Source organism: Bradyrhizobium sp. LB13.1 (assembly GCF_054056815.1).
Map to the genome: position 1 here is coordinate 6809088 of NZ_JBSRYQ010000001.1, position 21809 is coordinate 6830896.

At 64.9% G+C, this 21809-nt stretch carries 17 protein-coding genes and 1 pseudogene; 5 read left to right on the forward strand and 13 right to left on the reverse strand.

Annotated elements, in window-relative coordinates; all coding sequences use genetic code 11:
• Positions 1–886 precede the first annotated feature (886 nt).
• The 3 genes from ACVWYI_RS32905 (at position 887) to ACVWYI_RS32915 (ending at position 4594) form a co-directional block, all read left to right on the forward strand.
• Positions 887–1951, forward strand: coding sequence for a ketopantoate reductase family protein (locus ACVWYI_RS32905; protein WP_247344714.1), 1065 nt, complete (start codon positions 887–889; stop codon positions 1949–1951).
• Positions 1952–2160: 209 nt separating this feature from the next.
• Positions 2161–2979, forward strand: a complete 819-nt coding sequence (locus ACVWYI_RS32910) for a YkgJ family cysteine cluster protein (RefSeq protein WP_247344717.1) — start codon at positions 2161–2163, stop codon at positions 2977–2979.
• A gap of 103 nt (positions 2980–3082) precedes the next feature.
• On the forward strand, positions 3083–4594 hold the full coding sequence (locus ACVWYI_RS32915) for an ATP-binding protein (protein ID WP_247344720.1): 1512 nt from the start codon (positions 3083–3085) through the stop codon (positions 4592–4594).
• Here the strand turns inward: ACVWYI_RS32915 and ACVWYI_RS32920 are convergent.
• From ACVWYI_RS32920 to ACVWYI_RS32970, 11 genes and pseudogenes are all read right to left on the reverse strand, one after another.
• Positions 4591–6907: pseudogene (locus ACVWYI_RS32920) on the reverse strand (TonB-dependent receptor). The gene ACVWYI_RS32915 and the pseudogene ACVWYI_RS32920 sit on opposite strands and share 4 nt — an antisense overlap.
• A complete protein-coding gene (locus ACVWYI_RS32925) occupies positions 6888–7934 on the reverse strand; it encodes a HoxN/HupN/NixA family nickel/cobalt transporter (RefSeq protein WP_247348494.1) in 1047 nt (348 codons plus the stop codon). Before ACVWYI_RS32925 ends, ACVWYI_RS32920 begins: the two are co-directional and overlap by 20 nt.
• Before the next feature lie 273 nt (positions 7935–8207).
• Positions 8208–8948, reverse strand: coding sequence for an ABC transporter ATP-binding protein (locus ACVWYI_RS32930; protein ID WP_247348399.1), 741 nt, complete (start codon positions 8946–8948; stop codon positions 8208–8210).
• Positions 8945–9787 (reverse strand): ABC transporter ATP-binding protein, encoded by an 843-nt coding sequence (locus ACVWYI_RS32935; RefSeq protein ID WP_247348401.1) that lies wholly within the window; start codon positions 9785–9787, stop codon positions 8945–8947. Before ACVWYI_RS32935 ends, ACVWYI_RS32930 begins: the two co-directional genes overlap by 4 nt.
• Positions 9787–11610 carry an ABC transporter permease gene (locus tag ACVWYI_RS32940; RefSeq protein ID WP_247348404.1) on the reverse strand — a complete coding sequence of 608 codons (1824 nt, stop codon included), beginning with the start codon at positions 11608–11610 and terminating at the stop codon, positions 9787–9789. The genes ACVWYI_RS32935 and ACVWYI_RS32940 overlap by 1 nt, the downstream gene beginning before the upstream one ends.
• 13 nt (positions 11611–11623) lie before the next feature.
• Entirely contained in the window at positions 11624–12781 is a 1158-nt protein-coding gene (locus tag ACVWYI_RS32945; protein ID WP_247348407.1) for an ABC transporter substrate-binding protein, read from the reverse strand.
• Between the two features lie 59 nt (positions 12782–12840).
• Positions 12841–13425 carry an alkylhydroperoxidase domain protein gene (locus ACVWYI_RS32950; RefSeq protein ID WP_247348409.1) on the reverse strand — a complete coding sequence of 195 codons (585 nt, stop codon included), beginning with the start codon at positions 13423–13425 and terminating at the stop codon, positions 12841–12843.
• A gap of 11 nt (positions 13426–13436) precedes the next feature.
• Positions 13437–14057: a CMD domain protein gene (locus ACVWYI_RS32955; protein ID WP_247348496.1), complete on the reverse strand. Its 621-nt coding sequence runs from the start codon at positions 14055–14057 to the stop codon at positions 13437–13439.
• 37 nt (positions 14058–14094) lie between these two features.
• A complete protein-coding gene (locus ACVWYI_RS32960) occupies positions 14095–15129 on the reverse strand; it encodes a putative FMN-dependent luciferase-like monooxygenase (protein WP_247348414.1) in 1035 nt (344 codons plus the stop codon).
• 135 nt (positions 15130–15264) lie between these two features.
• Positions 15265–16059 (reverse strand): MetQ/NlpA family ABC transporter substrate-binding protein, encoded by a 795-nt coding sequence (locus ACVWYI_RS32965; RefSeq protein ID WP_247348416.1) that lies wholly within the window; start codon positions 16057–16059, stop codon positions 15265–15267.
• A 339-nt stretch (positions 16060–16398) separates the two neighbouring features.
• Complete coding sequence (locus tag ACVWYI_RS32970; protein WP_247348418.1) at positions 16399–17880, reverse strand: MATE family efflux transporter; 1482 nt, start codon at positions 17878–17880, stop codon at positions 16399–16401.
• Between the two features lie 140 nt (positions 17881–18020).
• Here ACVWYI_RS32970 and ACVWYI_RS32975 point away from each other — a divergent pair, with 140 nt between their 5' ends.
• On the forward strand, positions 18021–18599 hold the full coding sequence (locus ACVWYI_RS32975; RefSeq protein ID WP_247348420.1) for a TetR family transcriptional regulator: 579 nt from the start codon (positions 18021–18023) through the stop codon (positions 18597–18599).
• 197 nt (positions 18600–18796) lie between these two features.
• Here the strand turns inward: ACVWYI_RS32975 and ACVWYI_RS32980 are convergent, their stop codons facing one another.
• Entirely contained in the window at positions 18797–19588 is a 792-nt protein-coding gene (locus tag ACVWYI_RS32980; RefSeq protein ID WP_247348421.1) for a hypothetical protein, read from the reverse strand.
• Between the two features lie 43 nt (positions 19589–19631).
• On the opposite strand from ACVWYI_RS32980, the gene ACVWYI_RS32985 reads away from it, so the two are divergent.
• Positions 19632–21419 carry a peptide ABC transporter substrate-binding protein gene (locus ACVWYI_RS32985; protein WP_247348424.1) on the forward strand — a complete coding sequence of 596 codons (1788 nt, stop codon included), beginning with the start codon at positions 19632–19634 and terminating at the stop codon, positions 21417–21419.
• 130 nt (positions 21420–21549) lie between these two features.
• Here ACVWYI_RS32985 and ACVWYI_RS32990 read toward each other — a convergent pair whose 3' ends face one another.
• Positions 21550–21732: a hypothetical protein gene (locus ACVWYI_RS32990; RefSeq protein WP_247348498.1), complete on the reverse strand. Its 183-nt coding sequence runs from the start codon at positions 21730–21732 to the stop codon at positions 21550–21552.
• Positions 21733–21809: the final 77 nt, after the last annotated feature.

Genomic DNA, 21809 nt, shown 5'->3' on the forward strand with positions numbered 1-21809 from the left:
CCAGAATCCCTCCGCGGTAAGACTCTGGATTGCTTCGCTGCGCTCGCAATGACGAAGTATGAGGCGGCAGCGCCACTCTTCCAGCTCGCATCTTGATTGCAGACACGCCTTCGCATCCTCGCGGCGCATTTCGCCCGAGCTTTGCTGGTCGATCCACCCTCGTGTCCAAGAGGGTGCAGGGAAGGCCGGGTGCCGGCTGACACCCGCGGTCCGCTGCGCGAAGATGTAGCGCAAGGAAACCGCACAGCAGCATACAGGTGTAGCCAAATCACTCAGCCTTCCCTGCGCAGTGGCTTTACGGCGTATGCCGTGCTCTCCCGGGAGCCGAGTTCGTTTTGGCCTCCCTCACCCCAGCGAAAGTCGCGACGCCGCGCCGGTTGACGCAAGTGCCGCCTCCGCCAAGGCTTGACCGTAGCAACGACGGCCAGGACCACACGGTTTTGCCGTACGCACGGCTCGCTTGTCGCCACCGGTTTCGACGGCGTTGTGCACGTTGCCGCCGACCTGATGACGAGACGAACCTGACAGCGCCGCTCGTCGGCACGAAGTTCTGGGCTCACGGAGAGCAATCCGCCCCGCCCACGCCTCTCGCGCCCGACGCTGTCGCGTCCACCGCAAGCCCGGCTCTACGACCATCACGACACATGGTCGCCCCTCAAGGGTGAGCCGGGATAGACGACACATACGGCATTTCCGAATTTCGGTAAAGCGAAATATTTTCATTCGGGCGAATTGACAAAGGCGCGACACAACAAGACCCCTGTACCCACCCTTGTATGCATTATACCAGTTGCCATCCCCGGGCACTTTGCCTTACATGCCGGCAATTCGCCCGCGGATGACGGCCGGGGCTCAAAAATCACACACATTGTCAAAGGGACGAGGCATGGCGCGTAACATCCTGATTCTCGGGGCTTCCTACGGCTCCTTGCTGGGCACGAAGCTGCTGATGGCGGGGCACAACGTGACCCTGGTCTGTCGCGCCAAGACCGCGGAGCTGATCAACCGCGAGGGCACCGAGGTCCGCATCAAGTTGCGTGACGAGGCGGTTCACCGCGCCATCTTCTCGCGCGACCTGCCCGGCAAGCTCGACGCCGTGACGCCGGCCAATGTGGACTTGTCCCGTTACGACATGGTCGGCCTTGCGATGCAGGAGCCGCAATACACCAACCACACGGTGCGCGTTCTCATGGTCAGGATCGCCGCGGCGAAGCTGCCGTGCCTGTCGATCATGAACATGCCGCCGCTGCCCTATCTGAAGCGGATCCCCTCGCTCGCAGACATGGATCTCGAGGAGGCCTACACCAATGCGCAGGTGTGGGAGCGCTTCGAGCCGGGGCTGGTGACGCTGTGCTCGCCCGACCCGCAGGCCTTCCGTCCGCCGGAAGAGGCTGCGAACGTGCTTCACGTCGGCCTGCCCACGAACTTCAAGGCATCGGCCTTCGCCGACGACAAGCACAACAAGGTGCTGCGCGAGCTCGAAGCCGACATCGACGCGGTGACCCTCGACGGCCACGACGTGCCGGTGAAGCTGAAGGTGTTCGACTCGCTGTTCGTGCCGCTGGCGAAATGGTCGATGCTGCTGACCGGCAACTACCGCTGCATCACGCCGCACGAGCCGCAGTCGATCCGCGACGCCGTACACGGCGATCTCGCGCGCTCGCAGACGATCTACGATCACGTCGACGGAATCGCCCGCCGTCTCGGCGCCGATCCGCAGGACCAGGTGCCGTTCGCAAAATACGCCAAAGCCGCCGAAAGCCTGCTCAAGCCGTCATCGGCTGCGCGCGCGGTGGCAAGCGGCGCGCCGTTCATCGAGCGCGTCGACCTCCTGGTGAAGCTGATATCGCATCAGCTCGGCGTGCCCAATGCAGAGATCGACCGCACCGTCGAGACCGTGGACCTCAAGCTGAACGAGAAGATCGTGCAGGGCGGATCGGGCGCACAGTGACGACATTCGGCGGCCAGGTGGGCCAGCGCCGCAAGTGCCCGGAACCAGCCTTCCCGGGCGGGTTGGCTTAAAACGAACCTTCCTGCGCGACCTCCGTTTGCGCAAATCCCGCATCCATGCGACTGCTAGCCGTCACGCTGGGGCCAATTCCCAGCAGGTTCTGGGCCCACGCGATAGCCGGATAGAAGCCGACCAACAAGCAGAACACGATGGATCAGACGGAGTTGCAAGTCGTTCGCGCGGTGGAGGCCGGCGCGACGACGATGAAGGGTATCGTTGACGCGACTGGATTGTCTCGCCTCAAGGTCGAGCGCGCGCTGAGCACGCTGGAGAAGCAAAAGTTCCTCATCCGCGACGGCCAGGGTTTTCGGCCGGCCAACCGGCGAGCACCACCGTCGCCGTCTCGACAATGCGGAACGTGCAACGCCTGCTGCGACATCCTCGAAGTGGCCGCTGTCGACAAGCCGGTAAACCAATTGTGCAAGCATTGGCAGAACGGCACGGGATGCACCATCTACGACCGCCGTCCGCAGATGTGCCGCTCATTCGTCTGCGCCTGGCTGCAAGGCCATCTCGACGACGACTGGATTCCCGAGAAGGCCGGGCTCATCGTCCATTTCAGCCAGGATGCGGTCAATGTCACGGTCGACGATCATTGCCCCGATCGCTGGCGGGAGGAGCCTTATTTCAGCAAGCTCAGCGAATGGTCGCTGAACGGGATCAAGCGGATCGGAAACCGCGGCTATGCGACCCTCGTCGTCTCTGGCGAGAACCGGTTCATGCTGCTCGGACGCACCATCGTTCCCGAACCGACCCTGTTTGGCACTGCGTTCCTGCCGCTGACGCCGGACACGTTCCGATTCTGGCGGGCGACATCGCCGGAGCACTTGCAGCGGCTACACGAGCGCATGGCCGAGATTGAGCGGATCAGGCAGGAATTCGGCTCATGCGCCATCCCCGAGAATGAAGACGACGATCCGCAAGCCCCGTATCGGCCCGCACTTCTACGCCAATCGAATCACGTCTGAACTCCGCCGTGGGCAACAACGCATGATTCTCGCCGTGGCGCTCGACGCGCCGCGAGCGGGTTGATAAGCCCCTGTCCGCGAATGATGGGGACTTGAGTCGGGCATGACGGTTGCGATCGAGATGGGGCAGACCACGGCAGGCGCCGCGGCGGCCATGGACCTCGAGGAACTGCTGGCGACCCGTCTCCTGGTGCAGGGCAATTCGGGTTCCGGCAAATCACATCTGCTGCGGCGGCTGCTGGAGCAAAGCGCGCCCTGGGTGCAGCAAGCCATCATCGATCCCGAAGGCGATTTCGTCTCGCTGGCCGAGCATTTCGGCCATCTCGTGATCGAGGCCGAGGATCACACCGAGCGCGGCCTTCAGGTTGCCGGCGAGCGCGCGCGGCTGCATCGCGTCTCCACCGTGCTCAATCTCGAAGGGCTGGATGCCGAGAACCAGATGCGGCGCGCCGCCGCCTTCCTCGGCGGGCTGTTCGACGTGGACCGGGACCATTGGTATCCGATGCTGGTGGTCGTCGACGAGGCGCAGCTGTTTGCGCCTGCGGTGGCGGGCGAAGTCTCGGACGAAGCGCGAAAATTGTCGCTCGGTGCGATGACCAATCTGATGTGCCGCGGCCGCAAGCGTGGGCTGGCCGGCATCATCGCAACCCAGCGGCTGGCAAAGCTCGCCAAGAACGTCGCGGCGGAAGCGTCCAACTTCCTGATGGGCCGCACCTTCCTCGACATCGACATGGCGCGCGCCGCCGATCTGCTCGGCATGGAGCGGCGGCAGGCCGAATCCTTCCGCGATCTCGAGCGCGGACAGTTCATGGCACTCGGCCCGGCCTTGTCGCGCCGGCCACTGCGTTTGAATATCGGCGCGACCGAAACCCAGCCGCGCAATTCCACCCCGCGGCTGATGCCGATGCCTGAAACCACACTCGAAAATATGCGCGCCGTGATCCTGGCCGCGCCGCCGCCCGATGCCAGCCGGCCGCAGCGCCGGCCCGCGCCTGATCTGCTCGAACAGCTCCGCGCCGCGAAGGCTGCGGCACCGGAGATTCGCCCCGAAATGATCGAGGTGCCGGTCAGTGCCGAGGAGCTCGCCGAGCGGCGCCAGCGCGTCGACCGCACCTTGCGCGCCGTGCTCGCCGCGCCTGATGCCGGTTTCCGCGCGGTCGGCGTGCTCTATCAGGAGTTCGTCGTCCGCTGCCGCATCGAGGGGCTCGGCGCGGCCGTGCCTGACCTCCACGAATTCCGCCGCATGCTGACGCATGCGCGCGCCGGGCTCGGCGCCGATCTCGCTGGCGACGATGCCTGGCAGGATGTCACGCTGCGCGCTTCGATCCTGCCCGACGACATGCAGGGCGTGTTCATGATGATCGCGCGCGCAGCGAAAGAAGGCTGGCCGTGCCCGGGCGACGCCGCCATTGCCCGCGCCTATGGCTCGCATTCACTGCGCCGGGCGCAGCGCCTGCTCGGCTACATGGAGGAGCAGGGCCTGATCGTCTGCCAGCTCGATGGGGCCGGCCGCAGGTTCGTGACGCTGGTGGAACTGGCCTGGGCCACCGCGCCTGGCGATCCCAATGCCGACGATCTGCCCGTGGAGCAGGTCGCGAGCGCGGCTTCGGCCTAGAACGCTCCCGCCACAGTCAGGCGGAACGTCAGCGGCTCGACGGGGTGCAGCACATAATCCATCACACCGTTCTGGCAGACTGCCGCCGGCGCGGTGCCTGACGTGCAGAGATTGTACAGCGTGTCGGTCGTGAGCAGCGAACCATAGGCATAAGTGATCTGGTTCGCCTGCGTGTTGAAGAGATTGAGCACGTCGAGCTGAAGGCGCCAGCCATTGTCGATGCGATAGCCGAGGCGTCCGTTGAAGATGCTGGTCGCGGCCGAGCGAAACGCATTGTCTTCCGTCAGCGGGCTCGACGCGAGATAGCGCCAGCGCAAGGACCCGAACCAGCCCGTCTTCTCGCCGAGCGTGATGCCGGCCGAGGCCACCATCGCCGGCGCATTCGGAATGTAATTGCCGGGCGCGTTGCCGAACTGCGCCTCGGGATAGCCGGCAAGGGAGGCGTAGACCCCCGCCTGCTCGCTGTCAGTGCCGCGACACAAAGCGCGCATGCGTCATCGCGACGTCGGCATCGATGTCGATCCACGATCGCGGGCGATAATGATTGGTCCACTCAAAGCCGTAGCGGCGGCTGGCGCGGGTCGCCGAGGTATCGCCGGCATCGCCGGAAAACAAAATCTCGGAATCCTGGTCGAGGATGAAGATGCTGAGCGACGCGTCGAGGCCGGGAACGACTTTGCTGCGAACACCAATTTCCGCGCCACGCGTGCGGACCAGCAGCGGCGAGGGCGTGAGCCTTGTGGCAGGATCACTCGGGTCTTCGGTCGTGGTCGCGCCGCGAGCGTCGTTGGAATGCATGCCGTAGCCGGCGCCGAGGAAGAATTCGGTCTGGTTGAACGGACCAAGCACCATCCTGAATTTCGGGCTGCCGAGCGTGGAATCGGCGCGGCCGGAATTGTTTACGTTGAACAGCGATGTGACGTCGGTGGCGTAGTAATCGCCGCGCAAGCCAATTGTGGTCCGGAGCCAGTCGGTCCAGCGCACGGTGTTTTCGCCGAAGAGACCGACACTGCCCTCGCCGACCTTGTCACTGCGGACGTTGGAGACGAAGCCGCGCTGAAAATTGTTGGTCAGCGCAAGATCGATCGCATCATAGCGGGATTGCAGGCCGATGGTGGTCTGCATCGGCAGCCCCGCGAACGAGCCGTCCAGCGTGCGCGAGATGTTGGCGCCGGCCATCAGGCGGTCGTCGTGCTGGTGGAACTGGTCGCCCAGCACGGGATTGCTCAGAAAGTAGGTGAAGTTGTTGAAGAGATCGAGTTGGCTCTTCACGACATAGGCGTTGGCTTTCCACAACCCCACATCGTCACTCTGCGCCACGCGGGCCGAGAGCGCGAAGCGATTGGTGTTGCCGCCGTCGCTTGGATCCTCCGAGCCGAACCGGTCGAGCAGGCCGGTCGCGATCGCGCGCTGTGGCACCTGGTCGGTCGAATTCCATTTGTTCGCATAGGCCATGCCGGTGACGGACACGCCCTCGGTCGCGGTGCCTTGGCTGTAACGCACGAGGCCGTTGAGCTTGCGGGCATTGTCCGGATTGTCCCACGGGCCGTTATAGGTGCCGAGTTCGCCCGCGACGAGCAGCGAACCGTCACCGACCTTCGCTGAGTCCATGCCGAGCAAACGGTGATAGCCGAAGCTGCCGGCGGTCACCTGCGCAAGACCCTTGGTGCGGTCGATCAAGCCGATGTGAACGCTGCCGACCGAGGCGAAATCGCCCTCGTCGGCGAAGTACGGCCCCTTGCGTACGTCGATCGCGGCAATAGTTTCCGGGATCAGCCAGTTCAGGTCCGCATAGCCCTGGCCATGCGCGTGCGTACGCATGTTGACGGGGATGCCATCCACCGTGATGGCGAGATCGGTGCCGTGGTCGAGATTATAGCCGCGCAGAAAATACTGGTTGGCTTTGCCCTCGCCGGAATGCTGGGTCACGATCAGCCCCGGCACGGCTTCGAGCGCTTCGCCCGGCCGTGCGAAAGGGCGTGCGTTGATCTCCTCGCCGGAGACGGTGATCTCGCTTGCCATGCCGGGCGGGCCCTTGACGCCTGAGGCGACGCTGCGCGCGTTCGGTGCTTGTGTTGCTGTCGGATCGACAACGATGCGGTCGTTCGAGCGGACCGGTTTGCCGGCTCGTCGCGCTAAGGCGGGTTTCTTGTGAGGTCTCGTTTCGCCGCCGCTGACCTGGACCGGCGGCAGTTCGCGCGAGGTGCCCGCGTTCTGCGCGAAAGCGTCGCCGCCATCCGCGAGCAGCACCAAGGCCGAAAATGCCGTCAGCGCGCCGTAGCATCGGCCGGGCTCAGACCGCCTCGGTGGCATCGGCGCGTTGCAGCACTTTTGGCGCGGTGGCGCAGCCGAGCGCAAACATCCGCCGATATAGCACGACCGAGACGAGCCAGGCGATCGCGAACAGCGCGATCACGGCGAAGCCGACATTTGCGAGCGAGTCGTTGAGTGCGTCGACCAGCGCCCAAACGCCGCCAGAGAGACCAAGGCGATCCGCGATCAGCCCGAGCGCCTCGATGCCGCCGATCAACAGCGCCACCGCCACGGAGGCGCCGGTGATCGTGAGATTGTACCAGAGCTTTCGCAGGGGATCGACGAAGGCCCAGCGATAGGCGCTCACCATCAGCGCGGAGTCGGCGGTGTCGACCAGCGCCATGCCCGACGCGAACAGCGCGGGGAAGACGAGAACATCGACGGGCGACGCGCCGCGCGCGGCTTCGCCGGCGGAGATGCTGAGCAGGCCGATTTCGGTTGCGGTGTCGAAGCCGAGCCCGAACAAAAAGCCGAGCGGGTACATGTGCCAGGGCTTTGTCACCAGGCGAAACATCGGGCCGAGCAGCCGCGCCAGAAGGCCGCGATTGACAAGCAGGGCGTCGAGGCCCTCGGCGTCGTGAATGCCCTGCTCCCGCGCTTCGCGAAACGTCCGCCACAGGCCTACGAAGATGACGAGATTGATGGCCGCGATCAGCAGCAAAAACAACGCGGAGACCGACGTGCCGATGAAGCCGCCGATCTCCCTGAGCAGGCCGTCGCCGCCAAGGCTCCCGACACCGAGGCTCACGACGCCGAGCGCGAGCAGCATGGTCGCGACCACCACGATGGTGGAATGGCCGAGCGCGAAATAGAGACCGGCGCTGCGCGGCGCGCCGCCGGCCTGCATCAGCTTGCGCACGACATTGTCGATGGCGGCGATGTGGTCGGCATCGACGGCGTGGCGCAGGCCGAACACCCATGCCAGCAGCGCGGTCGCCATCACCGTCGGCCGGTCGCCGAACGCCGCGAAAGCCCAGACCCACGCCGCGACATTGGCGGCGATCAACCCGCCGAACAGCAGCACCATTCCGGGCTCGACCGCCCGCAAAGACCATCTCGTCACGACAATCAATCCGTCCGCTGCACGCCCATCGCATGGGCGGTATGATCTTTTCATAAGATGGTCATACTGACCAGTGCAATTCAGGGGAGCCGCTTTGCAGGAATGCTTGTGGCCTTCCTTCGAGACGCCCGCTGCGCGGGCTCCTCAGGATGAGGTCTTGTTTCGCTGCGAGATGCCAAATCCTCATGGTGAGGAGCCCGCCAACGGCGGGCGTCTCGAACCATGCAGGCCGAGATGCTAGGCAGCCTCGGAGCCGCCGAGATAGGCGTCGCGGATGCGGGGGTCGTCCTTCAGCGCACGGGCCGAGCCGGACAGCACGATCTTGCCGGTCTGGAGCACATAGGCCTCGTGCGCGATCTCGAGCGCGAGGCTGGCATTCTGCTCGACCATGAAGACCGAGACGCCTTCCTGGTTGATGGCACGGATCAGCTCCAGCACGCGATCCACGTAAAGCGGCGACAGGCCCATGGTGGGCTCGTCCATCACGATCATCCTGGGACGGCTCATCAGCGCGCGCGCCATCGCAACCATCTGCTGCTCGCCGCCCGAGAGCGAACCGGCGCGCTGCGACAGCCGCTGCCCGAGCTTCGGGAACAGGGTGAGCATCTTGTCGAGATCCTGCGCGATCGCATCGCGGTCGTTGCGCACGAAGGCGCCCATCAGGATGTTTTCGCGCACGCTCATGTCCGCGAACAGCCGCCGCGCCTCCGGCACCGAGGCGATGCCGCGGCGGACGATCTGCGGCGTGGTCAGTCCCAGCAGCGAGGCGCCGTCGAAAATCACGTCACCGGAACGCGGCTTCACCAGGCCGAGGATGATCTTCATCGTCGTGGATTTGCCGCTGGCGTTGCCGCCGAGCAGGCAGACGATGTGGCCGCGCGGAACACTGATCGACAGGTCGAAATGCACCTGGGCCTGGCCGTAGAAGCTGTTGACGTTGGTCAGCGCGAGCAGCGCATCAGGAGGCGAGTTCGTCATGCCGCGCTCTCCTGCTCCGTCGTCAGGCCGTGGCCGAGATAGGCCTCGATCACCTTGGGATCTTTGCGCACCTGCTCGCCCGGCCCTTCCGCGATCTTCTTGCCTTCGTCCATGACGATGACGCGGTCGGAGAGGCGCATCACCATTTCCAGCTTGTGCTCGATCAGGAGGATGGTCAGGCCCTCGCCTTTGAGTTCGGCAACGAGGCCCTGCATCTCCGCGGTCTCGGTCGGGTTCATGCCGGCGGTCGGCTCGTCCAGCAGCAGCAGGCGCGGCTTCAGCGCGAGCGCGCGGGCGATCTCGACGCGGCGGCGGTTGGCGTAGGAGAGGCTGTAGGCCGGCTGGTCGATCCGCGGCAGCAGGCGCTCGCCGAAGCGCGCGAGGATGGCTTTCACCTCCTCGCGCAGCCGCTCTTCCTCGGCCTTGACGCTGGCCGGCCGCAGCAATGCCAATCCCAACTCCAGCAGCGGGCCGATCAGCGGCACGGCGGGCTTGACCGCACGCAGCCGCGTGTGGGCGCCGATCAACACGTTGTCCATGACGCTGAGATTGCCGAAGACGCGGCCGAGCTGGAACGTGCGCGCGATGCCTTCGGCGGCCAGCCGCTCCGGCGAAAGACCCGTGATGTCCTGACCTTCGAAGTGAACTGTGCCGGCGTCCGGCCGATCGAGCCCGGTCACGAGATTGAACAATGTCGTCTTGCCGGCACCGTTCGGGCCGATGATGCTGATCAGCTCGCCCTTGGCGAGGTCGAGATCGACGGCATCGACGGCGGTCAGGCCGCCGAAGCGCCGCGTCAGCCCGCGCAGGGACAGCATGGTCGTGTGCTGCTCCGCCATCACATCGTCCCCAACAGGCCCTGCGGCCTGAACCGCACGAGCAGCAGCAGCACGATGCCGTAGATCAGGATGCGATACTCGGCCGCGATCCGGAACACTTCCGGCAGGCCGACCAGCGCGACCGCCCCGAGAATCGCGCCGACGACATTGCCGAGGCCGCCGAGGATCACCACGGTCAGCGCCAGAATGGATTGCTGCGTGTTGAAGGTCTCGTGGTTGATGTAGGAATAGAGATGCGCGGCGATGCCGCCGCTGACGCCGGCCGCGAAGCCGCCGAAGATGAAGGCGAGCGACTTGTAGCGGTTCAGGCTGAGGCCATAGGCGCGCGCGGCGATGTCGTCGTCGCGAATGGCGCGAAAACTGCGGCCGAGATGCGAGCCGAGCAGGCGTCCCTGCAGGAGCGCCAGTACGACCATCACGATGAAGCTGAACCAATAGATCGAAATCGGGCTGACCAACTCATAGCCGAACAGCGACAGCGGCGGGATGCCGGAGATGCCGATCGGACCGCGCGTGACGCTTTCCCAGTTCAGGATCACCAGCGACACGATCTCGCCGATGGCGAGCGTCGCGATCGACACGTAATGCCCGCGCAGGCGGAACGACGGCGAGATCAGCGCCGTGCCGAGCGCGGCGCTCATCAGGCCGCCGCCGATGATGGCGAGACCGACCGGGACGGCGAACGTGAGCGACAGCAGCGCGGAGGTGTAGGCGCCGATCGCCAGCAGCGCGGCATGTCCGAGCGAGACCTGGCCGATCGTGCCCGCCACCAGCGTGAGGCTGAGCGCGAGCATGCCGAGCAGCCAGGCGTTGATCAGGGTTTGGAGCACGTAGAAAGACACCGGAAAGAACGGCAGGACCGCGAAGATGCCGGTGGCGACCAGCAGAACCCAGCGCGGGATGCGAACGGGGCGGCTCGGCGCAATGAACGTGCCGGTGAGCGGCTCGGGCGGCGCCTGCCGTGCGCTCGCGAACAGGCCGTTCGGGCGCAGCACGAGCACCACGACGAGCAGCAGGAAGGCGAAGAGATTGCGGTAGCTGGTGCCGAACACGGCGACGCCGTAGCTCTCGACCAGTCCGAGCAACAGGCTGCCGATCACCGCACCGGGCACATTGCCGGCGCCGCCGACGACTTCGGCAACAACGCCCTTGAGCGTCGCCTGCAGGCTCATCGCGGTATCGATCTGGTTATAGTACATGCCAACCAATAGACCGGAGACGCCGCCAAGCGCAGCCGCGATGCCGAATACGGCCTGATTGACCCGGTTGACGTCGACGCCCATCTGCATCGCGGCGTCGCGGTCCTGCGCGGTGGCACGCACCGCCCAGCCAAGCTTGCTATAGCGCAGGAACACGAACAGCAGTAGCGCGCTGGTGATGCCGACACCGGCGATGAGCAGATCAAGCGGGCCGATCGTGCCGCCGCCGATCTGGAAGCGAACATCCGGCAGCTGGCTCGGCAGCGCGCGCGGATTGGGCGAGAAGGTCAGCATCACGAGCTGGTCGAGCACGAAGCTGATGCCGATCGTCGCCAGCAGCGGCGCGATGCGCACCGAGTTCTGCAGCGGGCGCAGGCCGAACCGTTCGATGATCAACCCGACCAGCGCCGCCGCCGCCGCGACCAGGATGATGGTGAGCGGCAGCGGCGTATGCAGCTGCACCACCGCGACCCAGCCGATATAGGCGCCGACGAGGTAGATCGAGCCTTGCGCAAAGTTGATCAGCCGGCTGACGCCGAAGATCAGCGCGAGCCCGACCGCAACGAGGGCGTAGACGTTACCGACGATCAGCCCGTTGATCGTGTAGTCGAGCCAGGAAGACACGCAGGAGATCCCCTCAGGTCGGCTTGCCGTCCCAGAGCGCGAACTGGCCCTTGCGCACGACGAGCTCGGCATTCATGGCGCCCTTGACGCGCCGGCTCTCGACGTCGAAGGTGGCCTTCCCGAAGATCACGCTCGATACGTCCTTCACTTTCGCAAAGGCGTCGCGGATGGCGCGCCGGTCGGCGCCGCCGATCTTGACGACGGCGGCCGCCATGTTCATCGCGTCATAGGCGTAGGCGTTGAACGCGTCGGGTTCGAGCCCGTTGTACTTCTTCTTGAAGCCCGTAATGAATTTCTGCACCTCGGGGCGCGGGTCTTCCGGAAAATAGCGCGTGCCGACATGGACGTCCTCGACCGCCTCGCCGCCGAGCTCCAGGAATTTCGGCGAGTAGACCGAGCTCGCGGCGCAGATCACCTGCTTCAGCCCGACCTGGCGCGCCTGGCGCGCGATCAGCGCACCGTCGGAATAATAGGAGATCAGGATCAGTCCATCTGGATTGGCGTCACGGACGCGCACCAGCGTGGAGCGGAAGTCGCGCTCCTCCGCGATGTAGCCTTCGGTGACGGCGATTTCGGCGCCGTGCTCCTTCGCGGCCTTGACGAAATAATCGCGGCTGGTGCGGCCCCAATCGGTGTTGAGGTGCAGCACCGCGAGCTTCTTCAGGCCGAGACGTTTCACGGCATAGGCCGCCAGCAGCGGCTGCTCGTCGGCCTGGCTGACCGAGGTGCTCCACATGAAGTCGCCGCCCTTGGTGAAATCGGGATGCGAGTTGGTGAAGCCGAACTGCACCAGCCCGCCGCGCTGATAGATCGGCGAGGCTGCCATCGAGGCGGGACTGGAGAAGTCGCCGAGCTCCATGACGATCCTGGGATCGGAGACGAATTTCTGGGCGATCGCCACCGACTGGCGCGGGTCGCTCTGGCTGTCTTCGAAACTGTAGGCGAGCTTGCGGCCGTTGATGTTGCCCGCTGACTGGATCTCGTCGAGCGCGAGATCAAAGCCCTGCTTCCACTGCGTGCCATATTGCGCGTTTGGCCCGGTCAGCGGACCGCTGACGCCGAGCAGGATCGGCTCGGACGATTGCGCGAAGGCGGCGCGCGAGAAGGCTGCTCCCGCCATCATGGCGGCAAGCGAGCCCCTGACCAGGGTACGACGATCGATGTTGCTCATGCACGGCTCCATCCACTTAATGTTGAAACAAGCAGCAATTTCTATGCCGGTGAGATTGGTTATTTCGAGGGCTCGCCGAGCGACAGCATCAGCCGGTTGGCCCAGTTGAAGAACGACGCGCCGTTGATGACGTCGACGATTTCCGCATGGTCGAGGCCGGCACGGCGCAGCTCATCGATATTGTCAGGGCCGAACGCGATCGGCGTCGCAGCCAGCGCCACCGAGGCCTTGACGACCGCATTCCATCGCTCGCCGAGATCGGCGCCGACGCCTTCGTCGAGCAGGCGCTGCAAATCGTCGCGGCGTTTGGAATAGGTGCTGGCGAAACGCGCATGCACGGATGCGCAGTAAATGCAGCCGTTGTAGCGCGAAGTCGCAGCCGCCGCGAGCTCGCGCTCAGCGCGCGGCAGGCCGTCGGCGACGTTGTAGAAGATGTCCTTGTCGGTCTTGGTGCGGGCTTCCAGCACCTCGGGATCGCGCACCAGCAGGCGGAAATACTCAGACTTGGAACGGGAGCGATCGACCAGGCCGGCGAAGTGCCGCTCGGTCAGCTCGGCTTCGGGCAGCGGATCGATCCACGACACCCAGCCCAGTTCATCCTGGGTGAAGACGACGGGCGGATTGACATTGTTTGCAGCGCTCATGATGCAGCCTCCTACGCGCCGGCGTTCGCGGTGTGCCCAAGCGAGGCACCGAGCACGCGCAGTCCGGTGACGACGCGCACCTGAAACGACAGGAACGCGACGAGCTGAGAGAACGTGACGATGCCGGTGCTCGACCAGCCGGCGGCGAGCAGCGCCTTCATGTCGGCTGACGCGGCATCGCGCGGGCGGAACACCAGCAGATGCGCATGCTCAAACGCGGCAACGAGCCGGGTGCCGAGATCGGGCTTGCGCTCCGCGCTGACGCGGTAGATCAGGCCGGCCTTGTTCTCGACCGACAGCGGGCCAGCGGGAAAAGCGCCATACGGGCCGGAGGTCTCGCCCCGGGCGATTTCGACATCGACCGCTTCCACCAGGCGGGCTCCGTCGGCGGTCGCCGCGAGCTTCGTCCGATAGAAGCCGGCCACATCGGGCTCGCGGTGAAGACCGATCACGAAGAGTGCGACCGCCGCGCGCTCCAGCAGCGAAAAATCGCCGGCGTCGATCGGCTCGAACAGCGAGAGATAGCTCTTCTGCGCGTTGTCGCGTGCCTGCATGCGACGCCCGCGAATGGCGTCGAGGGACGAATCCGGTTCGATCCCGGCGAGCGTGTCGATGATATCTTTCGTACCCATCATTTAGCCTCGTACAACGCTACTCTGTTCATTCCGACTAACCTGCCAGCGCGACATCGGGCGCCGTCCGCGTCCAGCCCAGAGCCGGCGCGACTTTCTCCGCGACCAGCTCGATCGAACGCAGGATATGGGGGTGCGGCGCATCGACCGAATGCGCCTGGAACACCAGGTCGGTCACCCGCTCCAGCGTGGCGTCGGTGCGCAGTGAGGCGATAACGTCGTCGGCCGCGCCGACATGTGTGTCGAACGCGGTGATCATCTCCTCCAGCGTCTCGCCCGGCTTGGCGTGGCCGCCCTTGAGGAATTGCGGCAGGGCGCGCCGCAGCCCGATATCGGCAAGGCGCATCGCTTCAGTCCGGTCGTCGGCGACGAAGACGCTGCGCGAGGCCATGATGCGGGGCTCGCGTCCCGGCGGCAGCGCTTCGAGATAGGCATCGATGACCGGGTTCTGAATCTCGGCCAGCGTTGCCTTCGGCGCTTCCTTGGGCCTCGGCTGCGTGCGCGACAGCAACAGGCCATCACCCGCCTTGCCGGCACGCGCGCCGCCCGCCACTGAGAACGTCGCCTGCCAGATCCGGCCGTCCAATTGCGGCCGCTGCGGATAGAGGGTATCGCCGCCGTCGAGCGGCTTGCCGACCAGCGCGGTGCGAACGACCTGAAGATTGCGGGCAAAGATCTCGTTGCGCTGGGCGCTGTCGAGGCCGAACGCGGCAAAGGCCGACGGGTTGCCGCCGGTGCCGACGCCAAGCTCGAAGCGGCCGTTGCAGAGCAGATCGAGCACCGCGGCGTCCTCCGCCACCCGCACCGCGTTCTCCAGCGGCAAGGTGACGATGCCGGTGCCGAGGCGGATGCGCGAGGTCTGCGCGGCGACGTAACCGAGGAAAGTGAAGGGCGACGGCAGGCCGCCCTCGCGCTCGTGGAAATGATGCTGCGCGATCCACGCGGAATCCAGGCCCGCCTTCTCGGCGCGCACGATTTGCTCGGCCGCGAAACGATATCGGTCGGCGGGCGGGGCCTCGTCGAGAAGCCGCGTGAAAAACCCCAGGCGTTTCAGGTTTGCAAAGCGTTTCATACGACCCCTGTCGGGCGAGAATGGGCCTCGATGATGTCGGTTGCCGCAGCTCCAGACAAGCGGGCATTGCGCAAGGCTGCCCGCCGGGATCGCCCCGGAGCTGGGCTTTGGCTGGACTCTGGCTGGGCAGACTGCCTACCAGCTCGGCAACACCGCGCCCTTGAACTTGGTCAGGACGAACTCCTTGACCTCTGCCGAGTGGTAGCTGTCCACGAGGATCTTGACCCAGGGCTTGTCCTTGTCGGCCGTGCGAATGGCGATCAGGTTGACGTAGGGACCCTTCGGGTCCTCGCGCAGGATCGGATCCTTGACCGGATCGAGGCCAGCCTGGGTTGCATAATTGGTGTTGATCGCGGCGGCGTCGACGTCGTCGAGCGCGCGCGGCGCCTGTGCCGCGTCGACCTCGATGAACTTCAGCTTCTTGGAATTTTCGGTGATATCAAGCACCGTCGGCTTGAAGCCGGTGCCGTCCTTCAGCTTGATGGCGCCCTTGTCGCGCAGCAGCAGCAGCACGCGGCCGCCATTGGTCGGATCGTTCGGGATCGAGACCTTGCCGCCCTCGGGGATGTCGGCGAAGGCCTTGTGCTTCTTCGAATAGACGCCGATCGGGAAATTCACGGTGAGGCCGACGGCTTCGATCTTGTAGCCGCGGTCGGCCTTCTGGTTGTCGAGATAAGGCTGGTTCTGAAACGAATTGGCCTGGATCTCGCCGGCATCGAGCGCTGCGTTCGGCACGACGTAGTCAGAGAATTCGATGAGCTGGATGTCGAGACCCTGCTTGGCGGCGATCGGCTTCACGGCCTCGAAGATCTGGGCGTGCGGCCCCGGTGTCACGCCGATCTTGATGGTCTCGGCCGAGGCGGCAGCCGACCAGGCCGCGATCGCGGTTGCGAGGATCAGGGGGACGCGAAACGACATCTTGGTCTCCATAACTCGGCGGCAATGATTGGAACCGTATTCGCTTCTCCGCGGGGCGAAATCAATGAAATGAAAATCCATATTGGCCGGCTGACGCGGACGACGCTTCTCCGTTCGACGCCGTGTGGGGAACGAATGCACCTGCGCAAGCGTGAGGCGTATCACGGCAAAGCGAATTTCCGCATTTCTTCAGGCACAGCTTTGAACCGCTGTTCGCCGACCCGGCGCTGTCGTTCTCCGAAAAAGTCTCGCGTTGGCTGGCGCTCCCACACACGCCGCTCAAATTGCTGAGCAATTTGCTGCTGCTCGCGGCGCTGGCGGTTGGCGTTACCGGCCTGCAGTGATGCCGGTTTACTCCAAGCGCCACGTCGCCGGCGAGAGCATGATCAGGGCGCAGATCGCGGCATAGGCGGCAAGCGACACCGTGACCATCGTGGCCAGTCCCGCCATTCCCGCCCCAAAGCTCGCCACCGCGATCCAGCCGCCGCCGGCCGCAATCAGGATCCGCATGAGCGCGCCTGCGAGCGGCCCCATGGCGCGGCCGGTGCCTTGCACGGCAAAGGACGTGACGAAGCCGAAGCCAAGCGCTGCATAAGCAGGTGCGACGATGCGCAGGTAAGTCGCGCCTTCGCTCACGACCTCGGGATCGTGGCTGAACAGGTTCAGCCACGAGGTCGGGAAGATCGCCACCAACAGGCCGATCGCGCCGGTCATGATCATGCCGACAATGCCGCTGACCCAGCCGATCTTCCGCGCCCGCGCCGTTTGCCCCGCGCCCATGTTGACGCCGACCATGGTCAGCGTCGCCGTGCTGATGCCGAACAGCAGCGGGATCATGATGTAGTCGAGTCGCGAGGCGATGCCGTAGCCGGCAAGCGCCGAGGTGCCGAACAGGCCGACCGCGCCGGTGACGAGGATGACGGTGAGATTGGTCAGCACCGCGTTGAAGGCGGTGGGGATGCCGACCTTCAGCATGTCGCCGAAGATTTTTGCGCGCAAGGGCACGATGTGCAGTCGCAGACCGGACTTGCCCGACAACATGTAGCGGAGCAGGAACAGCATCGCCGCGCCATAATAGAGGCCGAAGGCGATGCCGGCGCCGCCGATGCCGAGCCGCGGGATCGGCCCGAACCCGAAGATCAGAGCCGGCGAGACCGGAATGGTCACGATCGCGCCGACCAGCGTCACCAGCGCGGGCACCTTGACGTTGCCGGCGCCGCGCAACGCCGCGGCCTGAAGATTGACGATCCACACCGGGATGGCGCCGGCAAAGAGGTAGTTGGAATAGGCGGTGGCAGCTGCGAGCGCATCGCCCGCGCCGCCGAGGGCGCGATACAGATGCGGTCCGCCGACGATGACGCCGAGCGTGAACACGCCGCCGGCAATGATCGCGAGCACCACGGCGTGAAACAACGCGGCCTCGGCGTCGTCGCGTCGGCCGGCACCGACCGCGCGCGCAACCGAGGAGGCAACGCCGCTACCGAAGCCGCCATTCGACATCATGGTCATCAGCATGAAGATCGGGAACACCAGCGCGGCGCCGGCGAGCGCATCGGTGCCGAGGAAGCCGACATAATAGGCTTCCGCGATGTTGACCGCGGTTTGCGCCACCAGGACCGTCACGGTCGGCAGGGCGAGTTTGAGCAGCGTCGGCAGGATCGGCGCCATCAGCAGCGCGACACGCTTCTGCTCGGCGGCGCCTTCGGTTGCCGCAGCGCTCTCTGTTGCCGCCGCGCTTGGGACGGGCGCGAACTCCCGGCGGAGCGGAGCCGCGGTGCGGGCCACGGCTTGCGTGGCTGACAAGGCCGGCGCGGCGGCATCCTCGACTGACATGGGTTTGATCCTGTACGTCACGGACCGCCGGACGGCCGCCTATTGCATTACACACATAATGTATTATTATGATCGTAATGCAATAGGCCGCGCCTCACGATCTTGTGGCCGGGCGATGGCCAGGTCGCGAGGAGGCGGGATTGGCGCGCTACGACAAGGGACACAGGGACACCACACGGCGGCACATCATCGACGTCGCCTCGTCGCAGTTTCGGGAGAGCGGCATCGCCGCGGTCGGCCTCGCCGGCATCATGGCGGAGGCCGGCCTGACCAACGGCGCCTTCTATACGCATTTCGCCTCCAAGGAGGATCTGGTGCGCGCGGTGCTGTGTGAGGCGCTGGAGCGGCGCGAGCAGAGGCACAAGGACAATCTCGCAAACGGCGTCGCGCTGGAGACCACGATCCGCGACTATCTCTCCCCCAGGCATCGCGACCGCGCGGCGACTGGCTGCCCGACCGCAGCGTTGGTTTCCGAGATCGCGCGGCATCCGAAGGCGACGCGCGACACCTTTACCGGAAAGACGGCCGATCTCATCGCGCTGATGGCCGCGCGGATGCCGGATGGCTCGGCTGCGGAGCGTCGGCGACGCGCGATTTCGGTCTACGCCACCATGGTCGGCGCGCTGCAATTGTCGCGCGCGGTGAGCGACAGGCAATTGTCGGAGGAGATTCTGGAGAATGCAGTGGATGCCGCGCTGGCCCTTGCGAACGGGCGCTGATGCATGTCGGCTCTCGGAGGGAGCATGTGTGGCAATTTCCTGGCGGCTGCAATCAATCTCCGGCTGGAGCAACATGTGCCCGCGGCGACCGGGTTAGCGTTCCGGCGCGGCCTTGGAACTTCCCCAAGTTCACCTGAGCTCGCACCGGATCGCCGCCTGGGTCTCTCAGGCGGCGGTCCAGTTACCGCTATTCGCACTCAGCTCCTCGCGTCCACCTGGCCGTTGCGGCCGGATGACACTGCCTGCGCGGCATAGGCGGACGCTGCGGCCGACGCCGGTGAGTAATGCGACAGGGATTCGGCGAGTTCCTCGGCCGCCTCGGTGAGCTCTTTCATGACGGCGGCACTGTCCGTTGCATGACCACCGGAGGAATGCAGCACCTCGAACGAGATTCCATTCGGAAGATCGACATGGACCTTGTCGAGCCCCGCAGTGTCGGGCGTGTCGTTATTCTGCGCTTGATCGGCATTCTGCGCTTGATCAGCGCCGGATGTCGAGGTTCCTGAAATCTGCTGGCTCGCGAGCCTCTGCACGAAATCCTCGATGGATTTGAGCGCGCTGCTGTCGAAGCCACCGCCGCCGAAGTGGACGATGCCGATCGACATGCCGTTCGGCAAGCTCACCTTGACCTCGTCGTAGGGCGTGCCATCGTTCAGCAGGGACGCGAACATCGAGACTCCATCTTGTGAATCGGCCGATTTCGCCTGCCCGGTGGACGAAGGCGAACCCGCCGCGCTTCCACCACCGATGCTGCTCATACTGCTGACGCTCATACCAAACTCCACTCCATTGCAAACGCACGTTCTGCGTGCAACGAGCATGCCAGATGAGAGCGTTATTGCCATCAAGGGCTTATCGCTAATTCCTGATGGCAGGTTCGTCACGCCGGCAAATCTGTCCCGGCAGAAACTGCCCATCTCCACCCTCGTCATTTCGCCGCAGGACTTTGCTCTCTTGCCGGCATTGCCGCCCCGGCCCTGATGAAACATGATGGGCTTTGGCCGGTGGCAATGTGCAGGTGGAGCTCAACCGATGAACGAGAACGAAATCCGCAAGTCCATCGCGGAGGTGAAGCAGGGCACCCTGTCGCGACGCTCGTTCATGCAGACGATGGCTGCGATCGGGATCGCAGCGCCGGTCGCAAGCCAGATCCTGCTCTGGAACGACGTGGCGATGGCGGACGCCACGCTGCCCTACAAGCCGACCAAGGCCGGCGGCGGTGGCCCGCTCAAGATCCTGCTCTGGCAGGCTCCTACGCTGCTCAATCCGCATTTCGCGCTGGGCACCAAGGACCAGATCGCCTCGCGCGTGTTCTTCGAGCCGCTTGCCGGCTGGGACAAGGACGGCAACCTGTTCCCCTGCCTCGCCGCCGAGGTCCCGAGCAAGCAGAACGGCAGCCTCGCGGCGGACGGCATGAGCGTGATCTGGAAGCTGAAGCAGGGCGTGAGATGGCATGACGGCAAGCCGTTCACCGCCGACGACGTCGTCTTTACCTGGCAATACGCCGCGGACCTCGCGACCGCGGCGTACACCACGGGATCCTACAAGGACATCAAGGTCGAGAAGATCGACGACCACACCGTCAAAGTGATCTTCAAGAGCCCGACGCCGTTCTGGGCCGACCCCTTCGTCGGCTCGGTCGGTCCGATCCTGCCCAAGCACCATTTCGGCGACTATGCCGGCGCCAAGTCGCGCGAGGCGCCCGGCAACCTGAAGCCGGTCGGCACCGGTCCCTACAAATTCGTCGAGTTCAAGCCCGGCGACCTGATCAGGGCCGAACGCAATCCCGACTATCACGTCAAGAACCAGCCGCATTTCGACACGCTCGAAATCAAGGGCGGCGGCGATGCGGTCTCCGCGGCGCGCGCCGTGCTCCAGACCGGCGAATACGACTATGCCTGGAACATGCAGGTCGAGGAGGAGGTCCTCAAGCGCATGGAGGCAAGCGGGAAGGGCAAGCTCGACGTCACGCCCTCCGGCAACGTCGAGTTCATCGTCCTCAACACGACGGACCCGTGGACCGAAGTCGACGGCGAGCGCTCCAGCGTCAAGACCAAGCACCCGACGCTGTCCGATCCCGCCGTTCGCCGGGCGATCAACCTGCTGATCGACCGCGAGTCGATCCAGAAGTTCATTTACGGCCGCGGCGGCGTCGCCACCGCGAGCTTCGTCAACGCACCCAAACAGTTCAAGTCAGCCAAGCTGAAATACGAGTTCGACGTCGACAAGGCCAACAAGGTCCTCGATGAAGCCGGCTGGGCCAAGGGCGCGGACGGCATCCGCGAGAAAGACGGCAAGAAGCTGAAATTCGTCTTCCAGACCTCGACCAATGCGCCGCGCCAGAAGACGCAGGCCATCATCAAGCAGGCTTGCCAGAAGGCGGGCATCGAGATCGAGCTCAAGTCGGTCACCCCTTCGGTGTTCTTCTCGTCGGACGTCGGCAACCCCGACACCTACTCGAAGTTCTATGCCGACATGGAGATGTACAACACCACGCAGCCGCAGCCCGACCCGGAGCGGTTCCTGAACCAGTGCGTCTCCTGGGAGATCTCCAACAAGGACAACAAATGGCTGGGCCGCAACGTCTCGCGCTGGTCCGATCCCCAGGCTGACAAGGCCTACAAGGCGGCCCAGAACGAGCTTGATCCGGTCAAGCGCGCCGCACTGCTGATCAAGGTCGACGAAACTTTTTGCGAGGCCAACGTGTTTCTGCCGCTTCTATCCCGCAACATCGTCAATGCAGGTGTCAACAACCTCATGGTCGACATGTCAGGGTGGGACGTCACGACGTGGAATCTGGCGAGTTGGTACCGCAACTGACGCCGGGCAGGCTGAACGCTCAATCTCCGGCTCGGGCCCACCAGCTCAATCCCTGCCGGCACTTCTGTTCACATGTGAACAAATCCGGCCAGGCCCTCGCATTGGGGCGAAGGTGGCGATCGGCGTGGCATCAACCACTTGAACCATTTGCGCAGCAATCGACCAACAGGTCCCAGATCCGTTCCGCCTCGCCCGACTTGCGGCTGTCCAGCCCCTTCTCCGCGCCGGACTGCGAATAGGCCGCCACCGGACGGGCCTCGCGAGGCACGATCCATCGCTGCGAGATCGGGTCGTACCATTTTCCGATGATCATCTCAGTCACGTCAATCGACCCACAGATTCGACTCAAGTTGAACGACGCGGTCCGCGGGTTTCTTCCAAAGCCGTTCG